Origin of the sequence: Bradyrhizobium sp. Pha-3 (genome assembly GCF_042258615.1) — a bacterium.
Classification (GTDB): domain Bacteria; phylum Pseudomonadota; class Alphaproteobacteria; order Rhizobiales; family Xanthobacteraceae; genus Bradyrhizobium.
Genome location: NZ_CP170152.1, coordinates 3,595,939 through 3,617,979, shown reverse-complemented (window position 1 = coordinate 3,617,979; position 22,041 = coordinate 3,595,939). Strand labels below are relative to the sequence as shown.

21 protein-coding genes are annotated in these 22,041 nt (G+C 64.9%); 10 read left to right on the top strand and 11 right to left on the bottom strand.

Annotated features, from left to right (window positions below):
* Positions 1-14: 14 nt before the first annotated feature.
* The 5 genes from ACE10Z_RS16900 to ACE10Z_RS16880 form a co-directional block, all read right to left on the bottom strand.
* Complete coding sequence (locus tag ACE10Z_RS16900; RefSeq protein ID WP_375788932.1) at positions 15-731, bottom strand: ABC transporter ATP-binding protein; 717 nt, start codon at positions 729-731, stop codon at positions 15-17.
* Complete coding sequence (locus ACE10Z_RS16895; protein ID WP_375788931.1) at positions 724-1,476, bottom strand: ABC transporter ATP-binding protein; 753 nt, start codon at positions 1,474-1,476, stop codon at positions 724-726. Before ACE10Z_RS16895 ends, ACE10Z_RS16900 begins: the two co-directional genes overlap by 8 nt.
* Positions 1,473-2,504 (bottom strand): branched-chain amino acid ABC transporter permease, encoded by a 1,032-nt coding sequence (locus ACE10Z_RS16890; protein ID WP_375788930.1) that lies wholly within the window; start codon positions 2,502-2,504, stop codon positions 1,473-1,475. The genes ACE10Z_RS16895 and ACE10Z_RS16890 overlap by 4 nt, the downstream gene beginning before the upstream one ends.
* A 7-nt stretch (positions 2,505-2,511) precedes the next feature.
* Positions 2,512-3,381 carry a branched-chain amino acid ABC transporter permease gene (locus ACE10Z_RS16885; protein ID WP_375788929.1) on the bottom strand — a complete coding sequence of 290 codons (870 nt, stop codon included), beginning with the start codon at positions 3,379-3,381 and terminating at the stop codon, positions 2,512-2,514.
* A gap of 102 nt (positions 3,382-3,483) precedes the next feature.
* On the bottom strand, positions 3,484-4,665 hold the full coding sequence (locus ACE10Z_RS16880) for an ABC transporter substrate-binding protein (RefSeq protein ID WP_375788928.1): 1,182 nt from the start codon (positions 4,663-4,665) through the stop codon (positions 3,484-3,486).
* A 376-nt stretch (positions 4,666-5,041) separates the two neighbouring features.
* On the opposite strand from ACE10Z_RS16880, the gene ACE10Z_RS16875 reads away from it, so the two are divergent.
* Complete coding sequence (locus tag ACE10Z_RS16875) at positions 5,042-5,320, top strand: hypothetical protein (protein ID WP_375788927.1); 279 nt, start codon at positions 5,042-5,044, stop codon at positions 5,318-5,320.
* Between the two features lie 54 nt (positions 5,321-5,374).
* Here ACE10Z_RS16875 and purU read toward each other — a convergent pair whose 3' ends face one another.
* A complete protein-coding gene (purU, locus tag ACE10Z_RS16870; RefSeq protein WP_375788926.1) occupies positions 5,375-6,238 on the bottom strand; it encodes a formyltetrahydrofolate deformylase in 864 nt (287 codons plus the stop codon).
* 135 nt (positions 6,239-6,373) lie between these two features.
* Between purU and ACE10Z_RS16865 the strand changes: the two genes are divergently transcribed.
* Entirely contained in the window at positions 6,374-7,216 is an 843-nt protein-coding gene (locus tag ACE10Z_RS16865) for a uroporphyrinogen-III synthase (RefSeq protein WP_375788925.1), read from the top strand.
* A gap of 9 nt (positions 7,217-7,225) precedes the next feature.
* Here ACE10Z_RS16865 and ACE10Z_RS16860 read toward each other — a convergent pair whose 3' ends face one another.
* The 3 genes from ACE10Z_RS16860 to ACE10Z_RS16850 all read right to left on the bottom strand — a co-directional run bounded on the left by ACE10Z_RS16860 (position 7,226) and on the right by ACE10Z_RS16850 (position 10,159).
* Positions 7,226-8,182 carry a GDP-L-fucose synthase family protein gene (locus ACE10Z_RS16860; protein ID WP_375788924.1) on the bottom strand — a complete coding sequence of 319 codons (957 nt, stop codon included), beginning with the start codon at positions 8,180-8,182 and terminating at the stop codon, positions 7,226-7,228.
* Positions 8,163-9,254, bottom strand: a complete 1,092-nt coding sequence (gene gmd, locus ACE10Z_RS16855; protein WP_375788923.1) for a GDP-mannose 4,6-dehydratase — start codon at positions 9,252-9,254, stop codon at positions 8,163-8,165. Before gmd ends, ACE10Z_RS16860 begins: the two co-directional genes overlap by 20 nt.
* 230 nt (positions 9,255-9,484) lie before the next feature.
* Positions 9,485-10,159 carry a Crp/Fnr family transcriptional regulator gene (locus ACE10Z_RS16850; RefSeq protein ID WP_092115508.1) on the bottom strand — a complete coding sequence of 225 codons (675 nt, stop codon included), beginning with the start codon at positions 10,157-10,159 and terminating at the stop codon, positions 9,485-9,487.
* A 426-nt stretch (positions 10,160-10,585) separates the two neighbouring features.
* On the opposite strand from ACE10Z_RS16850, the gene ACE10Z_RS16845 reads away from it, so the two are divergent.
* From ACE10Z_RS16845 to ACE10Z_RS16820, 6 genes are all read left to right on the top strand, one after another.
* A complete protein-coding gene (locus ACE10Z_RS16845; RefSeq protein ID WP_106328397.1) occupies positions 10,586-11,407 on the top strand; it encodes an ABC transporter ATP-binding protein in 822 nt (273 codons plus the stop codon).
* Positions 11,404-13,332 carry a long-chain fatty acid--CoA ligase gene (locus tag ACE10Z_RS16840; protein WP_375788922.1) on the top strand — a complete coding sequence of 643 codons (1,929 nt, stop codon included), beginning with the start codon at positions 11,404-11,406 and terminating at the stop codon, positions 13,330-13,332. The genes ACE10Z_RS16845 and ACE10Z_RS16840 overlap by 4 nt, the downstream gene beginning before the upstream one ends.
* A gap of 142 nt (positions 13,333-13,474) precedes the next feature.
* Positions 13,475-14,368 (top strand): branched-chain amino acid ABC transporter permease, encoded by an 894-nt coding sequence (locus ACE10Z_RS16835; protein ID WP_375788921.1) that lies wholly within the window; start codon positions 13,475-13,477, stop codon positions 14,366-14,368.
* Between the two features lie 3 nt (positions 14,369-14,371).
* The gene (locus ACE10Z_RS16830) at positions 14,372-15,445 is read left to right on the top strand and encodes a branched-chain amino acid ABC transporter permease (RefSeq protein WP_375788920.1); all 1,074 of its coding nucleotides are present in this window, start codon (positions 14,372-14,374) and stop codon (positions 15,443-15,445) included.
* Between the two features lie 53 nt (positions 15,446-15,498).
* Positions 15,499-16,782: an ABC transporter substrate-binding protein gene (locus ACE10Z_RS16825; RefSeq protein WP_375788919.1), complete on the top strand. Its 1,284-nt coding sequence runs from the start codon at positions 15,499-15,501 to the stop codon at positions 16,780-16,782.
* Between the two features lie 131 nt (positions 16,783-16,913).
* Positions 16,914-17,753 (top strand): ABC transporter ATP-binding protein, encoded by an 840-nt coding sequence (locus tag ACE10Z_RS16820; RefSeq protein ID WP_375788918.1) that lies wholly within the window; start codon positions 16,914-16,916, stop codon positions 17,751-17,753.
* Between the two features lie 64 nt (positions 17,754-17,817).
* On the opposite strand, the gene ACE10Z_RS16815 is transcribed toward ACE10Z_RS16820, so the two are convergent.
* Positions 17,818-18,966 (bottom strand): AGE family epimerase/isomerase, encoded by a 1,149-nt coding sequence (locus ACE10Z_RS16815; RefSeq protein ID WP_375788917.1) that lies wholly within the window; start codon positions 18,964-18,966, stop codon positions 17,818-17,820.
* A 95-nt stretch (positions 18,967-19,061) separates the two neighbouring features.
* On the opposite strand from ACE10Z_RS16815, the gene ACE10Z_RS16810 reads away from it, so the two are divergent.
* A complete protein-coding gene (locus ACE10Z_RS16810) occupies positions 19,062-20,285 on the top strand; it encodes a phenylacetate--CoA ligase family protein (protein ID WP_375788916.1) in 1,224 nt (407 codons plus the stop codon).
* A gap of 95 nt (positions 20,286-20,380) precedes the next feature.
* Entirely contained in the window at positions 20,381-20,911 is a 531-nt protein-coding gene (locus tag ACE10Z_RS16805; protein WP_375788915.1) for an HAD family hydrolase, read from the top strand.
* Between the two features lie 32 nt (positions 20,912-20,943).
* Here the strand turns inward: ACE10Z_RS16805 and ACE10Z_RS16800 are convergent, their stop codons facing one another.
* Positions 20,944-22,041, bottom strand: coding sequence for a DegT/DnrJ/EryC1/StrS family aminotransferase (locus ACE10Z_RS16800; RefSeq protein ID WP_375788914.1), 1,098 nt, complete (start codon positions 22,039-22,041; stop codon positions 20,944-20,946).

The following is a 22,041-nucleotide window of genomic DNA, read 5'->3' as shown; positions in this document are numbered from 1 at the left end:
ACTCCCTGATGGCGTCAGTGTTTTTTGGTCCCGGCGACGCCGAGATGGCGCTCGAGGACGGAGGGATCGGCCTTCAGCGCGCTGCTTGCCGCATCGTGCACGATTGTCCCGCGTTCCAATATCACAACGCGGTCAGCGAGCCCGAGAATCTTTTGTGCATTCTGCTCGACGATGATCGAGCAGATGCCGCCCGAGCGCGTGATGGTTCCGATCGCCTTTAACAATTCCTCAACGATGATCGGCGCGAGGCCTTCGGTCGGCTCGTCGAGCAGCAGCACTTTCGGATTCAAGGTCAGCGCGCGACCGATCGCCAGCATCTGCTGCTCGCCGCCGGACAGCTGGTTGCCGAAATTGCCGCGCCGCTCCTTCAGCCGCGGAAACATCTCATACACCCGCTCGACCGTCCACGGCCCGGGCTGCGCCACCGCGGTCATGTTCTCTTCAACCGTCAGCGAGCGGAAGATGTTGCGCTCCTGCGGCACCCAGCCGATCCCGGCGCGGGCGCGCTGGTCGGGCCGCAGTGCCGTGATGTCTTGGCCCGCAAGCGCGACGCTGCCGCCAAAGCGCCTGACGATGCCGACGATCGAATTGATCAGCGTGGTCTTGCCGGTACCGTTGCGGCCGAGCAGCGCGAGCACCTGGCCCTCGGCAAGCGCCAGCGACATGTCGGGCAGCACAACTGCCTCGCCATATCCGGCACGCAGCCCTTGGATCGAGAGAAGGTCAGGCATCGGCCGCCTCGCCGAGATAGACCGCCCTCACCTGCGGATCGCGCGCGACCTCGTCGGGTGCGCCCTCAGTAAGCAAGCCACCATTGACCAGCACCGAGATGCGGTCGGCGAAGGAGAACACCAGATCCATGTCGTGCTCGATCAGCAGCACGGTGACGTCGCGCGGCAATGCTGCGACCGCCGCCAGGATATCGTGGCGCTCGCTCTCGGGCACGCCGGCGGCCGGCTCGTCGAGCATCAGCACGCGTGGCTTGGCGGCGATCGCGACCGCGATCTCGAGCAGGCGCTGCTTGCCGTAGGGCAATGTCGAGGTGAGCTCGGTCATCACGTCGAGCAGATGGAAACGCGACAGGATCTCGGCGATCTCGGCATTGACGTCGTCGCGCGTCCCCATCCGCCGCCACCAGTCGCCGCCGCGGCCCATCCGTTCGGAAACCGCGAGCCCGATGGTTTCGAGCGGGGTCAGGTCGGCATAGAGCTGGTTGATCTGGAAGGTGCGCGACAGCCCGCGCAGCACCCGCTTGTGCACGGAGAGGCCGGTGATGTCGCTGCCCTCGAGCAGGATGCGTCCGCTGTTCGGCGTCAGCACCCCGGTCAGCTGGTTGATGACGGTGGTCTTGCCGGCGCCATTCGGTCCGATCAGCGCGTGGCGGGCGCCCTGCATCACTTTCAGCGAGAGGTCGCGGGTGACGCGAAGACCGCCGAAGGATTTCTCGAGGCCGCGGGTTTCGAGCGCGATCGTCATGGCGCATCGCCCTCGGGCATGGCGACGGCGGCCTTGCGGCCGGTAAACTGGCGGATGATCAGGTTCGGCACGAACAGCACCCAGCGGTGGATGCGCGCGCGGCCGACCATCACGATCACGACCAGCACGAGGCCGATCCAGAACAGCCAGTATTGCGGGGTGATGCTCTGAAACAGCTCCTGCAGCATCTTGAACACGACCGCGCCGATCAGCCCGCCATAGAGATAGCCGGTGCCGCCGATCACGAGCACCAGCATCAAATCGGCAGAGCGCTCGAAGGAAAACACGTCGAGCGAGGCCAGCGCCGTGGTCTGGGTGAACAGCGCGCCCGCGATCCCGGCATAGAAGGCGGCGAGCGTGTAGATCGCGACCAGGCGGCGGTTGACCGGCATGCCGATTGCGGCCGCGCGCAGCGGATTGTTCCTGATCGCGCGCAGCGAGAGACCGAACGGCGAATGCACCACGCGACGGGCAAACAGGAACAGGATGAACAGCACGATCAGCGAGTAGAACAGCCCGGTCTTGCCGAACATGTCGAAGGCAAACAACCCGAGGATCGGCTGCATCTCGATGCCCTGCAGGCCGTCGGTGCCGCCGGTGATATCGGAGAAGCGTTCGGCGAGCGCTTCCAGCAGCAGCGCGATGCCGAGCGTGACCATCAGCCGGGTCAGGTCGACGCCGCGGATGACCAGGAAGCTGGTCAGGAATCCGAGCGCCGCTGCAACGAGGCCGGCGGCGACCAGCGCGATGACGGGCTCGTTGATAATGCCGTGCAGCGCCAGCAAGCCCGCCGAATAGGCGCCGACGCCGAAGAAGGCCGCGTGTCCGAGCGAGACGATGCCGGCGTAGCCGAGGATCAGGTCGAGCGAGAGCGCGAACAGGCCGAGCCGCACAATGTCGGTCATGATCAGATAGCGCGACGGGAACAGCAACGCGCAGGCCAGCGCCAGGACCCAGAAGGCGACCTCGCTGATCCGCCAGCGCGCGCTGGCCATCGCGTGAGTGGAGACGTCGGACAGCGCGGTCATGCGCGCCTCACCGCGCCGCGGTGCGGCCGAACAGGCCGTTCGGGCGCCAGAGCAGGATCACGATCATCACGGTGTAGATCACGAAGGGGCCGACCCTGGGCACGTAATATTTGCCGGCGACGTCGGCGATTCCAAGCAGCAGCGATGCCAGGAACGGCCCGGTGATCGAGGAGGAGCCGCCGACGGTGACGACGATCAGGAAGTAGATCATGAACTTCAGCGGGAAGTACGGATCGAGCCCGAGGATCTCCGCGCTCAGCGCGCCGCCGAGCCCGGCGAGGCCGCAGCCGAAGGCGAAGGTGAACGCGAACACCTGCGGCACGTTGATGCCGAGCCCGATCGCGGCGCGCGGATCGTCGACCGCGGCGCGCAGGCGGCTGCCGAACCGCGTCTTGGCGAGGATCAGCTGCAGCGCCAGCGTCAGCAGGCCGCAGATCACGACGATCATCAGCCGGTAACGTCCGATGCCGACGCCGAACAGATCGATCTGGCCCTCCAGCGCCGCCGGCAGTTTGATGAAGACCCGCGACGATCCCATGATGTAGTCGACCGCCGCGACCGACATGAACACCAAGCCGATCGAGAACAGCACCTGATCCAAATGGCTGCGGCTATAGAGATGGCGGTACAGCATGCGCTCCAGCGCGACGCCGATTACGGCACTCCCGACAAAGGCAAGCGGCAGGCCTGCGAAGAACGGCCAGCCGGAATTGTTGACCAGCACGGCGCAGATATAGCCGCCGGCCATGGCGAAGGCGCCGTGCGCGAGGTTGACGAAGTTCATCAGCCCGAGCGTCACCGCAAGCCCGCAGGCCAGCACGAACAGCAGCATGCCGTAGGCGACGCCATCGAACAAATTGGTGAGGATAGAGGCCATGAAGTCAGCTTAAGCGAGAGGGCGCAAACGACACCACGTCAACAGGATCGTCATGGCCGGGCTCGTCCCGGCCATGACGTGCAGCGAGCGGAGCTTCGCGCGTCACTTCTTGGTCTTGCCGGAATCCTTGACGGCCTCGAAGGTCGCGAACTCGACGTTGTAGAGTTCGCCGTCGACCTTCTCGACCTTGCGGATATAGATATTCTGCACGATGTCGCGGGTTTCCGGATCGATCGAGATCGGGCCGCGCGGGCTCTCCCACTTCATGCCCTTCATCGCCTCGATCAGCTTGTCGCCGTCAGTCGCACCATTGGTCTTCTTCAGCGCCTCATAGATCAGGTGGATGCCGTCATAGCCGCTGACCGCCATGAAGCCCGGGCGGCTGCCGAACGCCTTCTTGTAGGCGGCGACGAAGTCCTTGTTCATCGCGGACGGATGCGCCGCCGAATAGAGATGCGCGGTCACCGCGCCGAGCGCGGCATCGCCCATGTTGTTGAGCAGGTCGTCGTCCATGACGTCGCCGGGGCCGATCACCTTGATGCCGCTCTTGTCGAGCCCGCGCTCGGCATATTGCTTCATGAAGTTGCCGCCCTGCCCGGCCGGCACGAACACGAACATCGCGTCGGGCTTGGCATCCTTCATACGCTGCAGGAACGGCGCGAAATCGGGATTGGCGAGCGGGACCTTGACCTCTTCGACGATCTCGCCGCCGCCGGCGGTGAAGTGCTGCTTGAAGAAGGTCAGCGCGTCATTGCCCGGCGCGTAGTCCGAGGTCAGCGTTGCGACCTTCTTGATGCCGTTCTTGACCGCCCAGTCGCCGATGATGGTGGAGGACTGCGCCAGCGTGAAGCTGGTGCGCACGATATAGGGCGAACGCTCGGTGATGATCGAGGTGCCGGCCGCCATCACGACTTCCGGGATCTTGGCCTGCGTCGCCAGTGGCGCCGCGGCGAGCGCCGCGGGCGTCACCCCGAAGCCGGCGATGAAATTGACCTTGTCGTTGACGATCAGTTCCTGCGCGAGCCTCTTGGTGTTGTCGGGCACCGCGGCGTCATCCTTCAGGATGATCTCGATCTTCTTGCCGGCGACGGTGTCGCCCTTCTGCTGCATATAGAGCTTGATCGCGTTATCGATCTGCTTGCCGGTCGAGGCCTGGCCGCCGGTCATCGGCAGGATCAGGCCGATCTTGACGGCGTCGTCCGCCCGCGCCGGCGCGCTGGCGCACAACCCCGGAAGCACGGCCGCAGCGGCGCCCCACAGCAACATTTTGCGACGATTGAACATCGACGTCCCTCCCCCTTCCATTGTTCTGCGTCGAGCCGAGTGCCCGGCCCTTGCCTTACCTTAACCCAAGCATGTCACAGCCGAGCCGCAACGCGACAAGGCGTTTCCCCGCGCCCTCTGTCAATCGGACGATGGACGTGTGTCGCGCGCCGCGATTTGGCCCAACCACAGGAACAAGTATCAGGATACCAGAATCATTCCCCGAAACTCAACGCCCCCACAAGAACCGCTCTCGCGCGCCCAGGCCTCCGTTGGCTCGATTCATTTGTACGATCGTACAAATCGTGCGCCGCTGTCAACAAACAAGCACAATTGCAGCCGAACGGTCGCGCCTGAGATCATCATCCATAAAGACCAGGGCTGTATGCTGCCGCCAATGCCGATCTTCACACGTCACATCCCTGTCCTGACTGCCCTCGCGCTCGCGGCCTGCGCGCTCGTGGGATGCGGCACGGTGAACCAAAAGGTCTCGGCCGGCATGGCCGACTACATTCCGGCCTGGGCCGGCGGTCTGCCTGCAGACGCACCGCCGCGGGCGGGCACCCCCGAATACGACAAGTTCATGCAGGAGCGTGAACGCAAGCGCCTGATGCCCGCGGCCGAGCGCGGCGACGACGCCAAGCCGGCAGCGCCGGCGCAGAACGCGACCCATTGAGCATCGGGCCCGTAGCGTCTGCATCGCGTTGTGCGGGACGCGTGAACTTGCGGATCAGTCCACGAACACCACGGTCTTGCGCCCGTTGAGGATGACGCGGTCGGCGAGATGGTAGCGGATCGCCCGCGCCAGCACGCGGCGCTCGATGTCGCGGCCCTTGCGCACGAGATCCTCGGGCGTGTCGCGGTGGCTGATGCGCTCGACGTCCTGGTCGATGATCGGCCCCTCGTCGAGATCGCTGGTGACATAATGTGCGGTGGCGCCGATCAGCTTGACGCCGCGCTCATGCGCCTGGTGGTAGGGCTTGGCGCCCTTGAAGCCCGGCAGGAAGGAATGATGGATGTTGATGCAGCGGCCCGACAGCCGCGCCGACATCTCGTCGGACAGGATCTGCATGTAGCGGGCGAGCACCACGAGGTCGGTATTGGTGTCCTGGGCAAGCTTCCAGACCGCGTCTTCCTGCTGCCGCTTGGTCTCCTTGGTCACCGGCAGATGATGAAACGGGATATCGCCGAAATCGGGCGAACTGTAGCTCTCGCGCGGATGGTTGGAGACGATGGCGGTCGGAATCATCTCGAGCTCGCCGGTGCGCCAGCGATAGAGGATGTCGACCAGGCAATGATCGGACTTCGACACCAGCAGCATCACCCGGCGGCGGCTGGCGCGATCGCGCATCTGCCAATCCATGCCGAAGCGTTCGGCGATCGCGGCAAAGCCGGTCTGCAACGCCGGCAGTCCGACCGCGAGGTCGGCCGCGGTGAACACCACGCGCATGAAGAACTTGCCGGTCTCGATGTCGTCGAATTGCTGGGCGTCCAGAATGTTCTGGCCGTTATGCGCCAGGAACGTCGAGACCGCAGAGACGATCCCCGGTCGATCCGGACAGGACAGGGTCAGAACGAATTGATGGTCGGGCATGCCAATTGACCAAAGCTTGAGCAGATATGTGGAACGGTCATTTTCGGCCCTCGTCTACACCGCAGGCGGCCTTGCGCCAATCCCGGCGCGGGGGTCAAATCGAACAAATGACGACAATGTTTGTTAGGGACCATCATGGCTGACCGGCTGAACGGCTACCGCATCCTGATCCTCGAGACGCGCGAGGAGGCGCAGTTTTCTCGCCTGCTCGCCGAGCAGGGCGCCGACGTGCTGCAATGCCCGATGTTCACCATCCATGACGCGCCGGATCCCGCGCCGATCGAGGCGTGGATTCGCCGCGCCATCGAGCGACCGCTCGACGACCTCGTGCTGATGACCGGCGAAGGCCTGCGCCGGCTGATGAAGGTCGTGCGCCGGATCGGGGCCGAGGCGGAGTTTGTCACGAGCCTCGGCAAGGCGCGCAAATTCGCCCGCGGCCCCAAGCCCGGCCGCGCGCTGCGCGAGATCGGGCTCGAGCCGCAAATGACGACCGAGAAGCCGACCTCGGAAGGCGTCGCCGAGATGCTGTCGCAGCTCGACCTGAGCGGCCACCGGCTCGGCCTGCAGCTCTATCCGGACAAGGATCACGCCACGCTGATCGGCGCGATCAAGGCGCAGGGCGCCGAGGTCGATACCGTGCTGCCTTATGTCTATGATGCGCAGGCCGCCGACACCAACATCGTGACCGCGATCGAGGAGATGGCGCGGGGCCGCATCGACGCCATCGCACTCACCAGTTCGGGCCAGGTTCGCCGCCTGCTCGAGGTGGCGCAGGCGCATCGGTGCGAGGTGCAATTACGCGAGGGCCTGAAGCAGACGCCGATCGCCTCGGTCGGACCCGTGGTGTCGGACGAGTTGAAGGCCTACGGCCTGTCCACCGACATCTACCCGGCGAACGATGCGTTCTTCATGAAGCCGCTGATCTCGGCGATGGCGACGGCGCTGGCGAAGGCTCCACCGCGCGCGACGGCGAAGTAACGCGCGGCGCTACTCCGCCGCCTGCTTGGTCTCGTTCAGATAGGCCTGGTATGCGAGTTTGATGCCATTCTCGAGCGAGGTCGCGGCGCGCCAGCCCAGCCTGGCGAGCCGGCTGACGTCGAGCAGCTTGCGCGGCGTGCCATCGGGACGCGAGGTGTCGAAGCTGATCTCACCGCGATAGCCGACGGTGGCGGCGACCACGCGGGCGAATTCGGCGATGGTGATGTCTTCGCCGGTGCCGATATTGACCAGCTCCGGCGAGGAATAGGTCTTCATCAAATGGATGCAGGCGTCGGCGAGATCGTCGACATAGAGGAATTCGCGGCGCGGCGTGCCGGTGCCCCACACAACGACGCTGCCGGCACCGGAGACCTTGGCCTCGTGGAAGCGGCGGATCAGCGCGGCGACGACGTGGCTGTATTCGGGATGATAATTGTCGCCGGGACCGTAGAGATTGGTCGGCATCACGCTGATGAAATCGGCGCCATACTGGCTGCGATAGGCCTCGGCCATCTTGATGCCGGCGATCTTGGCGATGGCATAGGGCTCGTTGGTCGGCTCGAGCGGGCTGGTCAGCATGGAATCCTCGCGCAGCGGCTGCGGCGCCAGGCGCGGATAGATGCAGGACGAGCCGAAGAACATCAGCTTCTCGCACCCATTGGCATGGGCCGCCTGGATCACGTTGGTCGAGATCGCCAGGTTGTCGTAGAGGAATTCCGCCCGCAGCGTGTTGTTGGCAACGATGCCGCCGACCTTGGCGGCGGCGAGGAACACCGCCTGCGGCCGCTTTGCGGCAAACCAGGCATTGACCGCGGCCTGGTCGCGCAAATCGACCTCGCCGCGCGACACCGTCAGCAGATCGGCCTGTTCGCGCGCCAGCCGGCGCATCAGCGCCGACCCGACCATGCCGCGATGGCCGGCGACGAAGACCGTCTTGCCCTTCAGTTCAAACGCCTTGCTTGGCATTGGCCGCATCCTGCCTGGCCTCGACGAGATCGCTGGCGACCATCTCCTTCACCAGTTGCGCGAACGGCGTCTTCGGCGCCCAGCCGAGCTTGGCGCGCGCCTTGCTGGCGTCGCCGATCAAAAGATCGACCTCGGTCGGACGGAAATAGACCGGGTCGATCTGCACCAGGGTGTTGCCGGTCGCCTTGTCGACGCCGATCTCCTCGACGCCCTTGCCGCGCCATTCGATACTGCGGCCGACCTCCGCAAATGCCAGCTCGACGAACTCACGGACCGAGCGCGTCTCGCCGGTCGCGAGCACGAAATCGCCGGGCTCGTCCGCCAGCAGGATCTTGTGCATGCCCTCGACATAGTCGCGGGCGTGGCCCCAGTCGCGCTTGGCATCGAGATTGCCGAGATAGAGCTTGCTCTCCAGGCCGACCTCGATGCGGGCGACGGCACGGGTGATCTTGCGCGTCACGAAGGTCTCGCCGCGGATCGGGCTTTCGTGGTTGAACAGGATGCCGTTGCTGGCGAACATGCCGTAGGCCTCACGGTAGTTCACCGTGATCCAGTAGCCGTAGAGCTTGGCGACGCCATAGGGCGAACGCGGATAGAACGGCGTGGTCTCCTTCTGCGGCACCTCTTGCACGAGGCCGTACAGCTCCGAGGTCGAGGCCTGGTAGAACCGGGTCTCCTTTTCCATGCCGAGGATGCGGATCGCCTCCAGCAGGCGCAGCACGCCGATGGCGTCGGCGTTGGCGGTGTATTCCGGGCTCTCGAAACTGACCTGGACGTGGCTCTGGGCGGCGAGGTTGTAGATCTCGGTCGGCCGGATCTGCTGCACCAGCCGGATCAGATTGGTCGAATCGGTCATGTCGCCGTAGTGCATCAGGAACGGCACGTTGCCGGCGTGCGGATCCTGGTAGAGATGGTCGACCCGCGCGGTGTTGAACGAGGACGACCGGCGCTTGATGCCGTGCACGGTATAGCCGAGGCCGAGCAGATATTCGGCGAGGTACGCGCCGTCCTGCCCGGTGATGCCGGTGATCAGCGCAACGCGCCGCTTTGAGTCCTGAGCCTTAACCGCCATGTCATCTCCAGAGAGCGCGAAAACCGCGCGATCCCGACGAGGCCGGTCTGTAGCATCCGGCCTGCTTCAAGTCTAATGGCTTAATCGTTTGAAATCAGGACTTTAAGGCATGATCCGGAAAAGTGTGCAGCGGTTTTCCGAAAGATCATGCCCAAACAAGAAGCTAAAGCGCGATCGATCTCATCGCGCTTTAGAGCCTCGAAAAGTGGCGTCGTTCGGCGCGGTGCCGGTCACTCCCCGTAGTGGCGCAGCCGGTCGAGCTCGATGATCGTCACCCCGCCATATTCGAGCCGCAACAGGCCCTCGCGCTCGAGCCGTTTCAGGCACTGGTTGGCGTTCTGCCGGGAGATACCCGACAGCGCCCCGATCTCCTCCTGGGTGATCTCCAGGTGCAAGGTGAGCTCGGGGTAGAGAATCGGATTGAACAGCGAGGCGATCGAGCGCGCCAGCCGCGCGGTGGCGTCCAGCGTGCGGCCATATTCGAGCAGCGCGATAAACTGGCCGAGCCGCTCGTTGAGCTGTCCCACCAGGAAGCGGTTGAAGCCGACGCTATTCTCGAACAGCCAGACGAAGGTCCGGCGGTCCATCATCGCGAGGCGCGTGTCGCGTAGCGCGACCACGTCGTAACGCCGCAGCTCATTCTTGAGCACGGTGCCCTCGCCGAACCAGGCGCCCGCGGTGAGGCCCGCGAAGCTCGCGGCCTTGCCGCCGCGCGAGACGATGCCCATGCGCGCCAGCCCGGTGACGATGCCGGTCCAGTACTGGAAATTGTCGCCGCGCATGAAGATGAATTCGTTGGCGCGGTAGGACTTCTCGGAAATGCCGGCGCGCGCGATTTCGATCTCTTGCTCGCTCAGTTCGCGCGACCAGGCCGCGATGCGCTTCAGGTAATCAGCAGCAATCATTCTAGCGACGGCATCCCACCCCAAGATACTGACCAAGATACTGACACGATATTGCACCGCAGCAACGCCGTGCGCGAAGCCAGTAGCCCGAGGCCTGGAATGCCAGCGAATATTCCTGACCAAATGTCGGGCACATGACAATTCAACCTATCGCTTTCTCGTATTCAGAGCCACCTCGCCTAACGCCGCGCGCAGCGCCTTGATGGATCGCTGACCGCGGACGACGCGAGAGACGGGCTTGCAGGCGGGGTGCGGCGTTACCGCGCATGACGCAGGCGGTCGGGGCGAGCGATGCTCCCGAACGCCGGCTTCATTAGTCGGATGGTCTCCCTCCGGCGGCCCATGTAAGGTCGAAGTGTAAGATCGAAGCAGGATCGAAGCGAAGATAAAGAGCGCGCCAAAGCGCCCGTATCTGGAGGGAACAGGGTGGCCAACAGTCTCGAGGTGCGCGGAGTCTCATTGCGCTTTGGCGGCGTCCGCGCGCTGACCGAAGTCAGCTTCGGCGTCAACGAGGGCGAGCTGTTCTCCATCATCGGCCCGAACGGCGCCGGCAAGACCTCGATCGTCAACTGCATCTCCGGCCGCTACCGGCCGACCGAAGGCCAGCTGTTCTATCGCGGCCAGGACATCACCGGCCTCACCCCGAACGCGCGGCCCCGTCTCGGCATCGGCCGGACCTTCCAGAATCTCGCGCTGTTCCACCATATGAGCGTGCTCGACAACATCATGGTCGGCCGCCATCACCTGCTGAAGAACAACTTCATCACGGGATCGCTGTACTGGCTGACCGGCGCGCGCCGCGAAGAGCTGGAGCATCGCCGCAAGGTCGAGGAGATCATCGACTTCCTCGACCTGCAGTCGGTGCGCAAGGCGACCGCCGGCACCCTGCCCTATGGCTTGCGCAAACGCGTCGAGCTCGCCCGCGCGATGGCGCTGGAGCCGCAACTGATCCTGCTCGACGAACCGATGGCCGGCATGAACTTCGAAGAGAAGGAAGACATGGCGCGCTACATCGTCGATCTCAACGAAGAGTTCGGCATGACGGTGATGATGATCGAGCACGACATGGGCGTCGTGATGGACATCTCCCACCGCGTCATGGTGCTCGATTTCGGCCGCAAGATCGCCGAGGGCGATCCGGCCGCCGTGCTCGCCGATCCCCACGTCAAGCGCGCCTATCTCGGCGAAGAGGACGAGGTGCTGGTCGACCCCGACGACAAGCCGGCGGTGCGGGAGAGCGCGGCATGATGGACTATGCCGGTCGCGCCGCGCAGGCCGACACCTTTCCCAAGATGCTGCGGCTCAACGCCAGGGAGCATGGCGGCGAGATCGCGCTGCGCGAGAAGGATTTGGGGCTGTGGCGCGAATTCACCTGGAGCGACTACCAGACCCGCACCCATGATTTCGCGCTCGGCATGGTCGAGCTCGGCGTCGGCCGCGGCGACGTGATCGGCATCATCGGCGACAACCGGCCGGACTGGGTCGCGGCCGAGATCGCGGCCCACGCGATCGGCGCGATGAGCCTCGGCCTCTACCGCGACGTGCTGGACGAGGAAGCTTCCTATCTCCTGACCTATGGCGAGACCAAGCTGGTCTTCGCCGAAGACGAGGAACAGGTCGACAAGCTGCTCGGCCTTGCCGACCGCCTGCCCAACCTCAAGCACATCGTCTATTCCGATCCGCGCGGCATGCGCAAATACGACGATCCGCGGCTGATGGAGGCGAGCAAGCTCGTCACACTGGGCCGCGACCGCGCCGCGCGCGAACCCGGGCTGTACGACCGGCTGGTCGACGCTACGCGTGGCGAGGACGTCGCGATCCTCTGCACCACCTCGGGCACGACAGCCAATCCAAAGCTTGCGATGCTCTCGGCCGGACGCGTGCTGCGGCACTGCGCGACCTATCTCGCCTTCGATCCGAAGGGGCCGGACGACGAATATGTCTCGGTGCTGCCGCTGCCCTGGATCATGGAACAGATCTACGCGCTGGGCAAAGCGCTGCTCTCCCGGATGAAGGTCAACTTCTTCGAAGAGCCCGACACGATGATGAACGACTTCCGCGAGATCGCGCCGACCTTCGTGCTGTTCGCGCCGCGGGTCTGGGAATCGATCGCGGCCGACGTCCGCGCCGGCGTGATGGATGCCTCACCGTTCAAGCAGCGGCTCTACGATCTCGGCATGAAGACCGGGCTTGCGGCGCTCGCCGAGGGCAAGCGCTCTGTCTTCGCCGATCAGCTCTTGTTCCGTGCGCTGCGCGACCGGCTCGGCTTCACGCGGCTGCGTTCGGCAGCAACCGGCGGCGCGGCGCTCGGGCCGGATACCTTCAAGTTCTTCCAGGCGATGGGCGTGCCGCTGCGCACGCTGTACGGCCAGACCGAGCTGCTCGGCGCCTACACGCTGCATCCCGAAGGCAAGGTCGACCCCGATACCACCGGCGTGCCGATGGCCGACAACATCGAGATCCGCATCGACAATGCCGACGTCAACGGTGTCGGCGAGATCGTGGTGCGGCACCCGAACATGTTCCACGGCTACTACAAGAACCCCGAAGCATCGGTCGCCGACATCAAGGACGGCTGGATGCATTCAGGCGATGCCGGATACTACAACGACAACCGGCAGCTTGTGGTGATCGACCGTATCAAGGATCTCGCCGCGACCTCGCGCGGCGAGCGATTCTCGCCGCAATTTATCGAGAACAAGCTGAAGTTCTCGCCCTATGTCGCCGAGGCGGTGGTGCTCGGCGCCGGCCGTGACGCGCTCGCCGCGATGATTTGCATCCGCTACTCGATCATCTCGAAATGGGCGGAGAAAAACCGGATCTCGTTCACGACCTATACCGACCTGTCCTCGCGGCCCGAAGTCTACGCGCTGTTGAAGAAAGAGGTCGAGACGGTCAACGCCACCCTGCCACCGGCGCAACGCATCTCGCGCTTCCTGCTGCTGTACAAGGAGCTCGATGCCGACGACGGCGAGCTGACGCGGACCCGAAAGGTCCGGCGCGGCGTGATCAACGAGAAATACGCCGATATCATCGAGGCGATCTACCGGGGCAAGGCCAACATCCCGGTCGACACCGTGATCCGCTTCCAGGACGGCACCGCGCAGCGCGTCCGCACCACGCTCGAGGTCGTCGATCTCGGCCGCGCCGCGATCGCGGAGGCCGCGGAATGACCATTCAACCCGCGCGGTCCGCATATTTGGTCGTCATGCGCGGGCTTGACCCGCGCATCCATCCCCTTCGCAGGGGTCCTCTTTCGCGATGGATCGCCGGGTCAAGCCCGGCGATGACGATCTGCAAGGTTGGCAACACCCCATGAACATCCAGTTCCTGATCCAGCTGATCGTCAATGGCCTCGTGGTCGGCACGCTGTACGGCGTGGTCGCGATGTCGTTCGTGCTGATCTACAAGGCGACGCAGGTCGTCAACTTCGCACAGGGTGAGTTGTTGCTGGTCGGCGCCTGGGTATGCTGGGCGCTGCTGACGAAGTATCAGGTGCCGTTCTGGGTGGGCATGCCGATCACGCTGGTGTTCATGTTCATCTTCGGCATCGCGATCCAGGTCGTGATCCTGCGCCCGATGATCGGCGAACCGATCATTTCCGTGATCATGGTGACGATCGGCCTGTCGACGGTGTTCCAGGCCGCGCTGAAGTGGATTTTCGGCGTCAACCCGCAGCCGTTCCCGCGCGTGTTCCAGAGTCAGTCGGTCAGCCTGTTCGGGCTGCAGATCCAGACCGTCTATGTGATGAGCCTCGTGGTCTCGCTCGCCATGATGGTCGGCATGGCCTGGTTCTTCCGCGCCTCCAAATACGGCCTGGCGATGCGCGCCACCGCCTTCAACCAGCAGGTCGCGCAGTCGCTCGGCATCTCCGTGAAGAGCGTGTTCGCGATGGCGTGGGCGATCTCGGCCACGGTCTCGGCGGTCGCCGGCGTCGTGGTCGCCGTGGTCAACGGCGTGTCGTCCGGCCTCTCCGCCTACGGCATCAAGGTGTTTCCGGCCGCGATCCTCGGCGGCCTCGACTCGGTCGGCGGCGCGGTGCTCGGCGGCATCATCATCGGCTTGTTGGAGAACGTCGCCCAGTATGTCGACAGCGAGTATCTGCACTGGGGCAATCTCTACGAGATCGCGCCGTTCTACGTCCTGATCATCATCCTGATGATCAAGCCGTACGGGCTGTTCGGCACCAAGGACATCGAGCGGGTCTGATCAATGGCAACGAGCACCCTCATTCCGTCGGGCGATTTCCGCACCAGCTACGCGGCCGACACCACGATCTTCCCGACCGCAACCAGCCGCAACTTCGCGATTCTGGGCATCGTTCTCGCCTGTTTCGCGCCGATGCTGCTGTCCAATTACCTGCTCTCGATCGCGATCCAGATCGGCATCTTCGCGATCGCGGCGCTCGGCCTCAACGTCCTGGTCGGCTTCACCGGCCAGATCTCGATCGGCCACGCCGCGTTCTTCCTGTTCGGCGCCTTCACCTCGGCCTACATCTCCAACAACGCGCCGATCCCGGTGTTCTTCGCGATCCCCCTCGCCGGCGTGATCACGGCGCTGGTCGGCCTGGTGTTCGGCGTGCCGGCGGCACGGCTGAAAGGGCTCTATCTCGTCATCGCGACGCTCGCCGCGCAGTACATCCTGCTCGACTTCTTCTCGCGCGCCGACTGGTTCTCGGGCGGCTCGGTGCCGGCCAGCGCCAACCCGTTCTCGATCTTCGGCTACACGCTGCGCGGCGACCGGCAGTATTTCTACGTCGTGCTCGCCTACATGGTGATCAGCTATCTGCTGGTCACCAATTTGATGCGCACCCGCGACGGCCGCGCGCTGGTCGCGATCCGCGATCACTATCTCTCCGCCGAGATCATGGGCATCAACCTGACCAAGTACCGGACGCTGTCGTTCGGACTGGCCGCCTTCTTTGCCGGCATCGCCGGCGCGCTTTACGCGCATTATCAGCTGGTCGTCTCCCAGGAAGGCTTCGGCATCGAACGCTCGGTGCTGTTCCTGGCGATGGTCATCATCGGCGGCACCGGCTCGGTGATGGGTACGCTGATGGGTACGGCCTTCGTGGTGCTGCTGCCGGAATCGATGGAATGGCTGAGCGCCTGGCTGAAGGGTAGCGCCATCGACAAGGCGCTGCAGCTCAACAACAACATCACCTTCCTGCGCGAAATCGCGATCGGCCTGATCATCATCGGCTTCCTGATGTTCGAGCCTGACGGCCTCGCGCATCGCTGGCGGCAGATCAAGGCCTACTGGAAGCTCTATCCGTTCTCGCACTGACGCTTGAAACAACTCAAATTCGGTTCAACGAATAAAAGCAGGAGGAAACAACAATGACGATTAGATCCCTTTTGAGCTCGGTCTCCCTCGCGCTGCTGATCAGCGGTGCGGCCGCCGCCGCGCAGGCGCAGATCGCCATCGGCCATCTGCAGGACCTCTCGGGCGGCACGTCCGACGTCGGCACGCCCTACGGCCAGGGCGTCGCGGACACCTTCGCCTGGGTCAACAAGAACGGCGGCGTCGGCGGCAAGCAGCTCAGCGTCGACAGCAATGACTATGGCTATCAGGTGCCGCGCGCGATCGCGCTGTACAAGAAGTGGTCGGCATCCGACGCCAAGGTCGCGGCGATCATGGGCTGGGGCACGGCGGATACCGAAGCGCTGACCGGCTTCCTCGCGCAGGACAAGATCCCCGACATGTCGGGCTCCTACGCCGCCGCACTGACTGACCCTGAAGGCACCAGCGGCAAGGCCAAGCCCGCGCCGTATAATTTCTTCTACGGCCCGAGCTACTCGGATGCGCTGCGCGCCGAGCTGACCTGGGCCGCCGAGGACTGGAAGGCGAAGGGCAAACCCGGCAAGCCCAAATTCGTCCACATGGGCGCCAACCATCCCTATCCGAACGCGCCGAAGGCCGCCGGCGAAGCGCTCGCGACCGAACTCGGCTTCGAAGTGCTGCCGCCGCTGGTGTTCGCACTGTCGCCCGGCGACTACTCGGCGCAGTGCCTGAGCCTGAAGAGCTCCGGCGCCAATTACGCTTATCTCGGCAACACCGCGGCTTCCAACATCTCGGTCATGAAGGCCTGCAAGACCGCCGGCGTCGACGTCCAGTTCCTCAGCAACGTGTGGGGCATGGATGAGAATGCCGCCAAGACTGCCGGCGATGCCGCCGACGGCGTGATCTTCCCGCTGCGCACCGCGGTCGGCTGGGGCGGCAACGCGCCCGGCATGAAGACGGTGATGGAAATCTCGAAGATGTCCGATCCGTCGGGCAAGATCTATCGCCCGGTGCACTACATCGCTGCGGTCTGCAGCGCGCTCTACATGAAGGAAGCGCTGGATTGGGCCGCCAAGAACGGCGGCGCCACCGGCGAGAACGTCGCCAAGGGCTTCTACCAGAAGAAGGACTGGGTGCCGGCCGGCATGGACGGCGTCTGCAATCCCTCGAACTGGACCGAGAAGGATCACCGCCCGACGACGAAGGTCGACCTCTATCGCGCCAAGGTTTCCGGCGCGACCGATGGTGACATCAACGACCTGATGAGCAAGGGCACGATCAAGCTCGAGAAGGTGAAGACCGTCGAACTGCCGCGCAAGCCGGAATGGTTTGGCTGGTAACTCAGGAAGTCGTCATCCCCCGCGAAGGCGGGGGATCCAGTACGCCGCGGCCTCTCGATTGATCGCTGGCGCCTCTGGAATACTGGGTCACCCGCTTTCGCGGGTGACGACAGTGGAGAGTGATCAAGACCATGAACGAAACCCTCGAAACGACCCGCCCGGTGCCGACGGCCGTCCCGCCGCCGCCACTGCTCAGCGTCAACAACATCGAGGTCGTCTATGACGACGTGATCCTGGTGCTGCGCGGCCTCAGCCTCGAAGTGCCGAAGGGCGCGATCGTGGCGCTGCTCGGCGCCAACGGCGCCGGCAAGTCGACCACGCTGAAGGCGATCTCCGGCCTGCTCAAGACCGAGGACGGCGAAGTCACCCGCGGCGAGATCCTGTTCGAGGGCCAGCGTATCAACGGCATCGATCCGGACAAGATCGTCCGCCGCGGCATCTTCCAGGTGATGGAGGGCCGCCGCATCGTCGCCGACATGACATCGCTGGAGAATCTGCGGCTCGGCGCCTTCACCCGGCGCGACGGCGAGGTTTCGTCCGACATCGACATGGTGTTCAAATATTTCCCGCGCCTGAAAGAGCGCACGGGCCTTGCCGGCTATCTCTCCGGCGGCGAGCAGCAGATGCTCGCGATCGGCCGCGCGCTGATGGCGCGCCCGAAGATGATCCTGATGGACGAGCCGTCGATGGGGCTGTCGCCGCTGCTGGTCAAGGAAGTGTTCGCGATCATCAAGGAGATCAACCGCGATCTCGGCGTCACGATCCTGCTGGTCGAGCAGAACGCCCGCGCCGCACTGTCGGTCGCGAGCCACGGCTACATCATGGAACAGGGCAAGGTGGTGCTCGACGGCTCCGCCGACGAGCTGCGCGACAACGAGGACGTCAAGGAATTCTACCTCGGCGGCGCCGGCGACCAGCGCAAAAGCTTCAAGAACCTGAAGAGCTTCAAGCGGCGCAAGCGCTGGCTGTGAGGATATCGGGCGTTTTCGGGCGGAGTTGCGTGTGCAGAAGACGCGTCAGACCAGGAAGACGGTTCTATCCGAGCACTTGCTCGGCTTCGGTGACCGCGCAGAGCACATGGTAGAACGACGACGCCGGGATCGTGGCGATCAGCGAATTTCCGTCGCGGTCGAACTGGTCGTACCAGCCGCCGGCCACGGGATGGCTGAGATAGTGCCGCTCCAGCAGCACCAGCGCCGCGCGCGCTTCGTCCGCGGCTCCAGCTGCGCCCGACTCGGCCTGCGCGATCCAGGCCTTCGCAAGCTCGCTCTGCGGCCACAGCCGCCTGCTGTGGCGGCGGATGTTGCCCTCGGCGTCGCCCTCGTCGATCAGGCAGCCGGTGGCGTCGCGATAGCGCAGCGCAGAGGCCAGCAGCTCACCGCGCGGACGCCCGGTGGGGCAACCGGTGATCCGTTCAAATCCTTTCAGCAGCCAGACCCATTCCGCGAGGTGCCCGGGCTCGACGCTGACCGGCGGGATCTTCGACCAGTCCTCCTCGAAATATTCGCCGAGGGTGTGCGTCTGCTTGTCGTAGAGGTTGGCCAGGAACAGCGCGAAGAAATCGCCGGCGCGGTTCTGGAACGACAAATCGTGCGTCGCGTCGAAGCAGGCGATCATCGCCTCGAACAGATGCATCTGCGGGTTCTGCCGGCGCGGCATCGACGGCGGCAGGCCTTCCTGGAAGCCGCCATGAGGCGAGCGCAGCTGGGTGTCGAGGAACGACAGCAGCGCGTCGATCTCGGCGCGAATCTGGGCGTCCTGGTCGAGGCCGTAGGCGGTCGCCAGCGCGAGCAGCACGAAGGCATGGCCGTAGGTGTCGCGCAGCGGGTTATGCACACCGCCTTCCGGCGTCAGGCTGAACACGAAGCCCGGCCGGCCATCCGGCGCCTTGGCCTTGGCCAGCAGGTAGTCCAGCCCCTTCAGCGCGATCGCGCGGCCCTCGGGATACCAGCCCATCTGGGCCGCCTTGGCGTAGCAATAGATCTGGCGCGCCTGCACAAGCAGGCGGCGCGGCGCGGCGTGGTCGGCTGTCCCATCCTGATGCAGCCGGTCGACAAAGCCGCCGGCCGTGCCGTCCCAGCCGACCGTCGACCACAGCGGCAACGCATGGTCGATGATGCGGCGCTTCAACCTCGCGACGACGTCGGCGGCCCCGTCCGCCGCAACGCTCTCTGCCTCAGCCATCGTGCTCCCTGGAACCGTCCCAATGTCAGCGGTCATCGTCTGATAGCACGGGCGCACCGGCACGCCACCTGCGCAAATCCTCTCAAGGACCTGCCATGACCGACCATTACGATGCCCTTGAAACGCGCGATCCGGCCCAGCGCGAGGCCGCCCTGTTCGCCCGGCTGCCGGATGTGCTGCGCAGGGCGATGGCGGCGCCCGCCTATGCCAACCTGCTGAGGGGCACCGATCCCGCCTCCATCACCAGCCGCGACACGCTGGCGGGGCTGCCGGTGCTGCGCAAATCGGAACTCCCGGCCCTGCACAAGGCCGCCCCGCCCTTCGGCGGCTTCGTGGCCGACAAGCCCGGCTCGTTTGCCCGGCTTTTCACTTCGCCCGGACCGATCTTCGAGCCCGAAGGCCGCCAGGCGGACCCTTGGCGCGGCGCGCGGGCGCTGTTTGCGGCCGGCTTCCGCGAGGGGGACGTGGTGCTGAACACCTTCAGCTATCACCTTACCCCCGGCGGCTTCATCTTCGACGCCTCCGCGCGGGCGCTCGGCTGCGCGGTGATCCCGGCTGGTCCCGGGAATACCGAGCAGCAATTCGAGCTGATCGAGGCCTATCGCCCGGTCGGCTATAGCGGCACACCCGATTTCCTGAAGATCCTGCTCGACGCCGCCGCAGCTGATGGCCGCGACGTGTCCTCGATCAAGCGCGCCCTGGTCTCGGGCGCGGCATTTCCGAAATCGCTGCAGGAGGAGATGAAGTCGCGCGGCGTCGAGGCTTACCAGGCCTTCGGCACCGCCGATCTCGGGTTGATCGCGTTCGAGACGCCGGCGCGCGAGGGAATGACGGTCAATGAGGATTTGATCCTGGAGATCGTCAAGCCCGGCACCGGCGATCCCGTTGCGCCCGGTGACGTCGGCGAGATCGCGGTGACCTCGCTCGATCCGCATCATCCCTGGATCCGCCTCGCGCTCGGCGACCTGACCGCCGCCCTGCCCGGCGCGAGCCCGTGTGGACGCACCAACATGCGCATCAAGGGCTGGATGGGCCGCGCCGACCAGACCACCAAGGTCAAGGGCATGTTCGTGCGCCCCGAGCAGATCGCCGAGATCGGCAAGCGCCATCCCGAGCTCGGACGGTTGCGCCTCGTGGTCACGCGCGTCGGCGAGGCCGACGCGATGACGTTGAGGGCCGAATGCGCTTCGGCAACGGATGCCCTGCTCAATGAAGTTGCGGCCACGCTGCGTGCCGTGACAAAGCTTGGCGGCGCCGTCGAGCTGGTCGGCGCCGGCGCGCTGCCGAACGATGGCAAGGTGATTGCGGACGAGCGATGAGCCGTCCACCCCGCGTGGTCCAGTCCACATTGTCGCGCGCTGCATTGTGAACTATTGAGCTAGCTCATGCCTCGTGGAGACGGGATCATCACCTCATGAGCAGCGCTTCCGAAAGCGAGCCGCGGCGGCCGGCGGTTTTCTTCGATCGGGACGGCGTCTTGAACCACGATGTCGGCTATCTGTTCGAGAGCCACAGGTTGATCTGGATCGACGGCGCACGCGAAGCCGTGAAGGCCGTCAACGACATGGGCTATCTTGCGTTCGTCGTGACCAACCAGTCAGGCGTGGCAAGAGGCCTCTACGAAGAGGCGCAAGTCCAAGAGCTCCACGACTGGATGGCGACCGAGCTCGGCAAGATCGGCGCCCATATCGACGCCTTTGAGTATTGCCCGTTCCATCCTGAAGGGATCATCGAGCGATATCGGCAGGTCAGCCATCGCCGCAAGCCGTCGCCGGGCATGATCACCGATCTGCTGGAGCGCTTTCCGGTCGACGTCGAACGAAGCTTTCTGGTCGGTGATCAACCGACCGACCTGGAGGCCGCACGCGCAGCGGGCCTGAAGGCGTACTTGTTCTCAGGCCCCAATCTGGAAGCGTTCCTGAAGCCGCTGCTGCAGCGAAGCTGAGCCCCACGCTCGGCGCGAAGCCGCGATCGCGATCAGAACTTCCGGACCAGCTCGATCACCTCATCCTGCTGCTGGCGCGTGATCTCGGCGAAGATCGGCAGTGAGAGAATCTGGCCCTGATCGCGATGGGCGTTGGGAAATTGCTCCGGCCGGTGGTTGAACCGTGCATAGGCCGGCAGGAATGGCAGCGCGGTGGGGTAGTTGATCGCGGTCTGCACGCCATTGGCGTTCAGATGCGCGGCGAGCGCGTCGCGGCGCGGATGCCTGATCGTGTAGAGGTGGTAGACGTGGCTGCGCGCCGGCGCCACTTCGGGCACCACGACGTCCTCGATCTGGTTGAGGCCGGCGTCGTAGACCTCGGCTGCGGCCTGCCGGGCTTCGGTCCATGCGGTGAGATGCGGCAGCTTGGCCGAGAGGATCGCAGCCTGCATGCCGTCGAGCCGGCTGTTGACGCCCTCGATGTGATGCTGGTGCTTCACCAGCCCGCCATGGCGCGCCACCATCGCCATCTGCTCGGCGAGTGCCGCATCGTTGGTGACGACCGCGCCGGCATCGCCCATCGCGCCGAGATTCTTGCCGGGATAGAATGAATAGGTCGCGGCTTCGCCGAACGTGCCGACCATGCGGCCCTTGTAGCGCGCGAGATGGGCCTGGGCGCAGTCCTCGATCACCCAGAGCTTGTGCTTCTGCGCGATCGCCATGATGGCGTCCATGTCTGCAGGCTGGCCGTACAGATGCACCGGGATGATGCCGACCGTGCGCGGCGTGATCGCGGCCTCGATCGCAGCCGGATCGATCGTGAACGTCGCGTCGTCGGTGTCGCAGAACACGACGGTGGCGCCGGAATGGGTGATCATCGCCGCAGTCGAGATCCAGGAATGCGCCGTCGTGATCACCTCGTCGCCCGGCTTCACCTTCAGCGCGCGCATGGCGAGGTAAAGCGCGTCGGTGCCGTTGGCGCAGGATACGCAATGAGCGACCTCCGCGGCCGCGGCGAATTCGCGCTCGAAGGCGTCGACATAGCTGCCGCGGATGAAGGCGTTGTCGCGGATCACGCCGGCGATCGCGGCATCGATCTCGCCCTTGATGGACTGGTATTGCAGCTGCAGGTCGGCAAACGGCACCGGCAT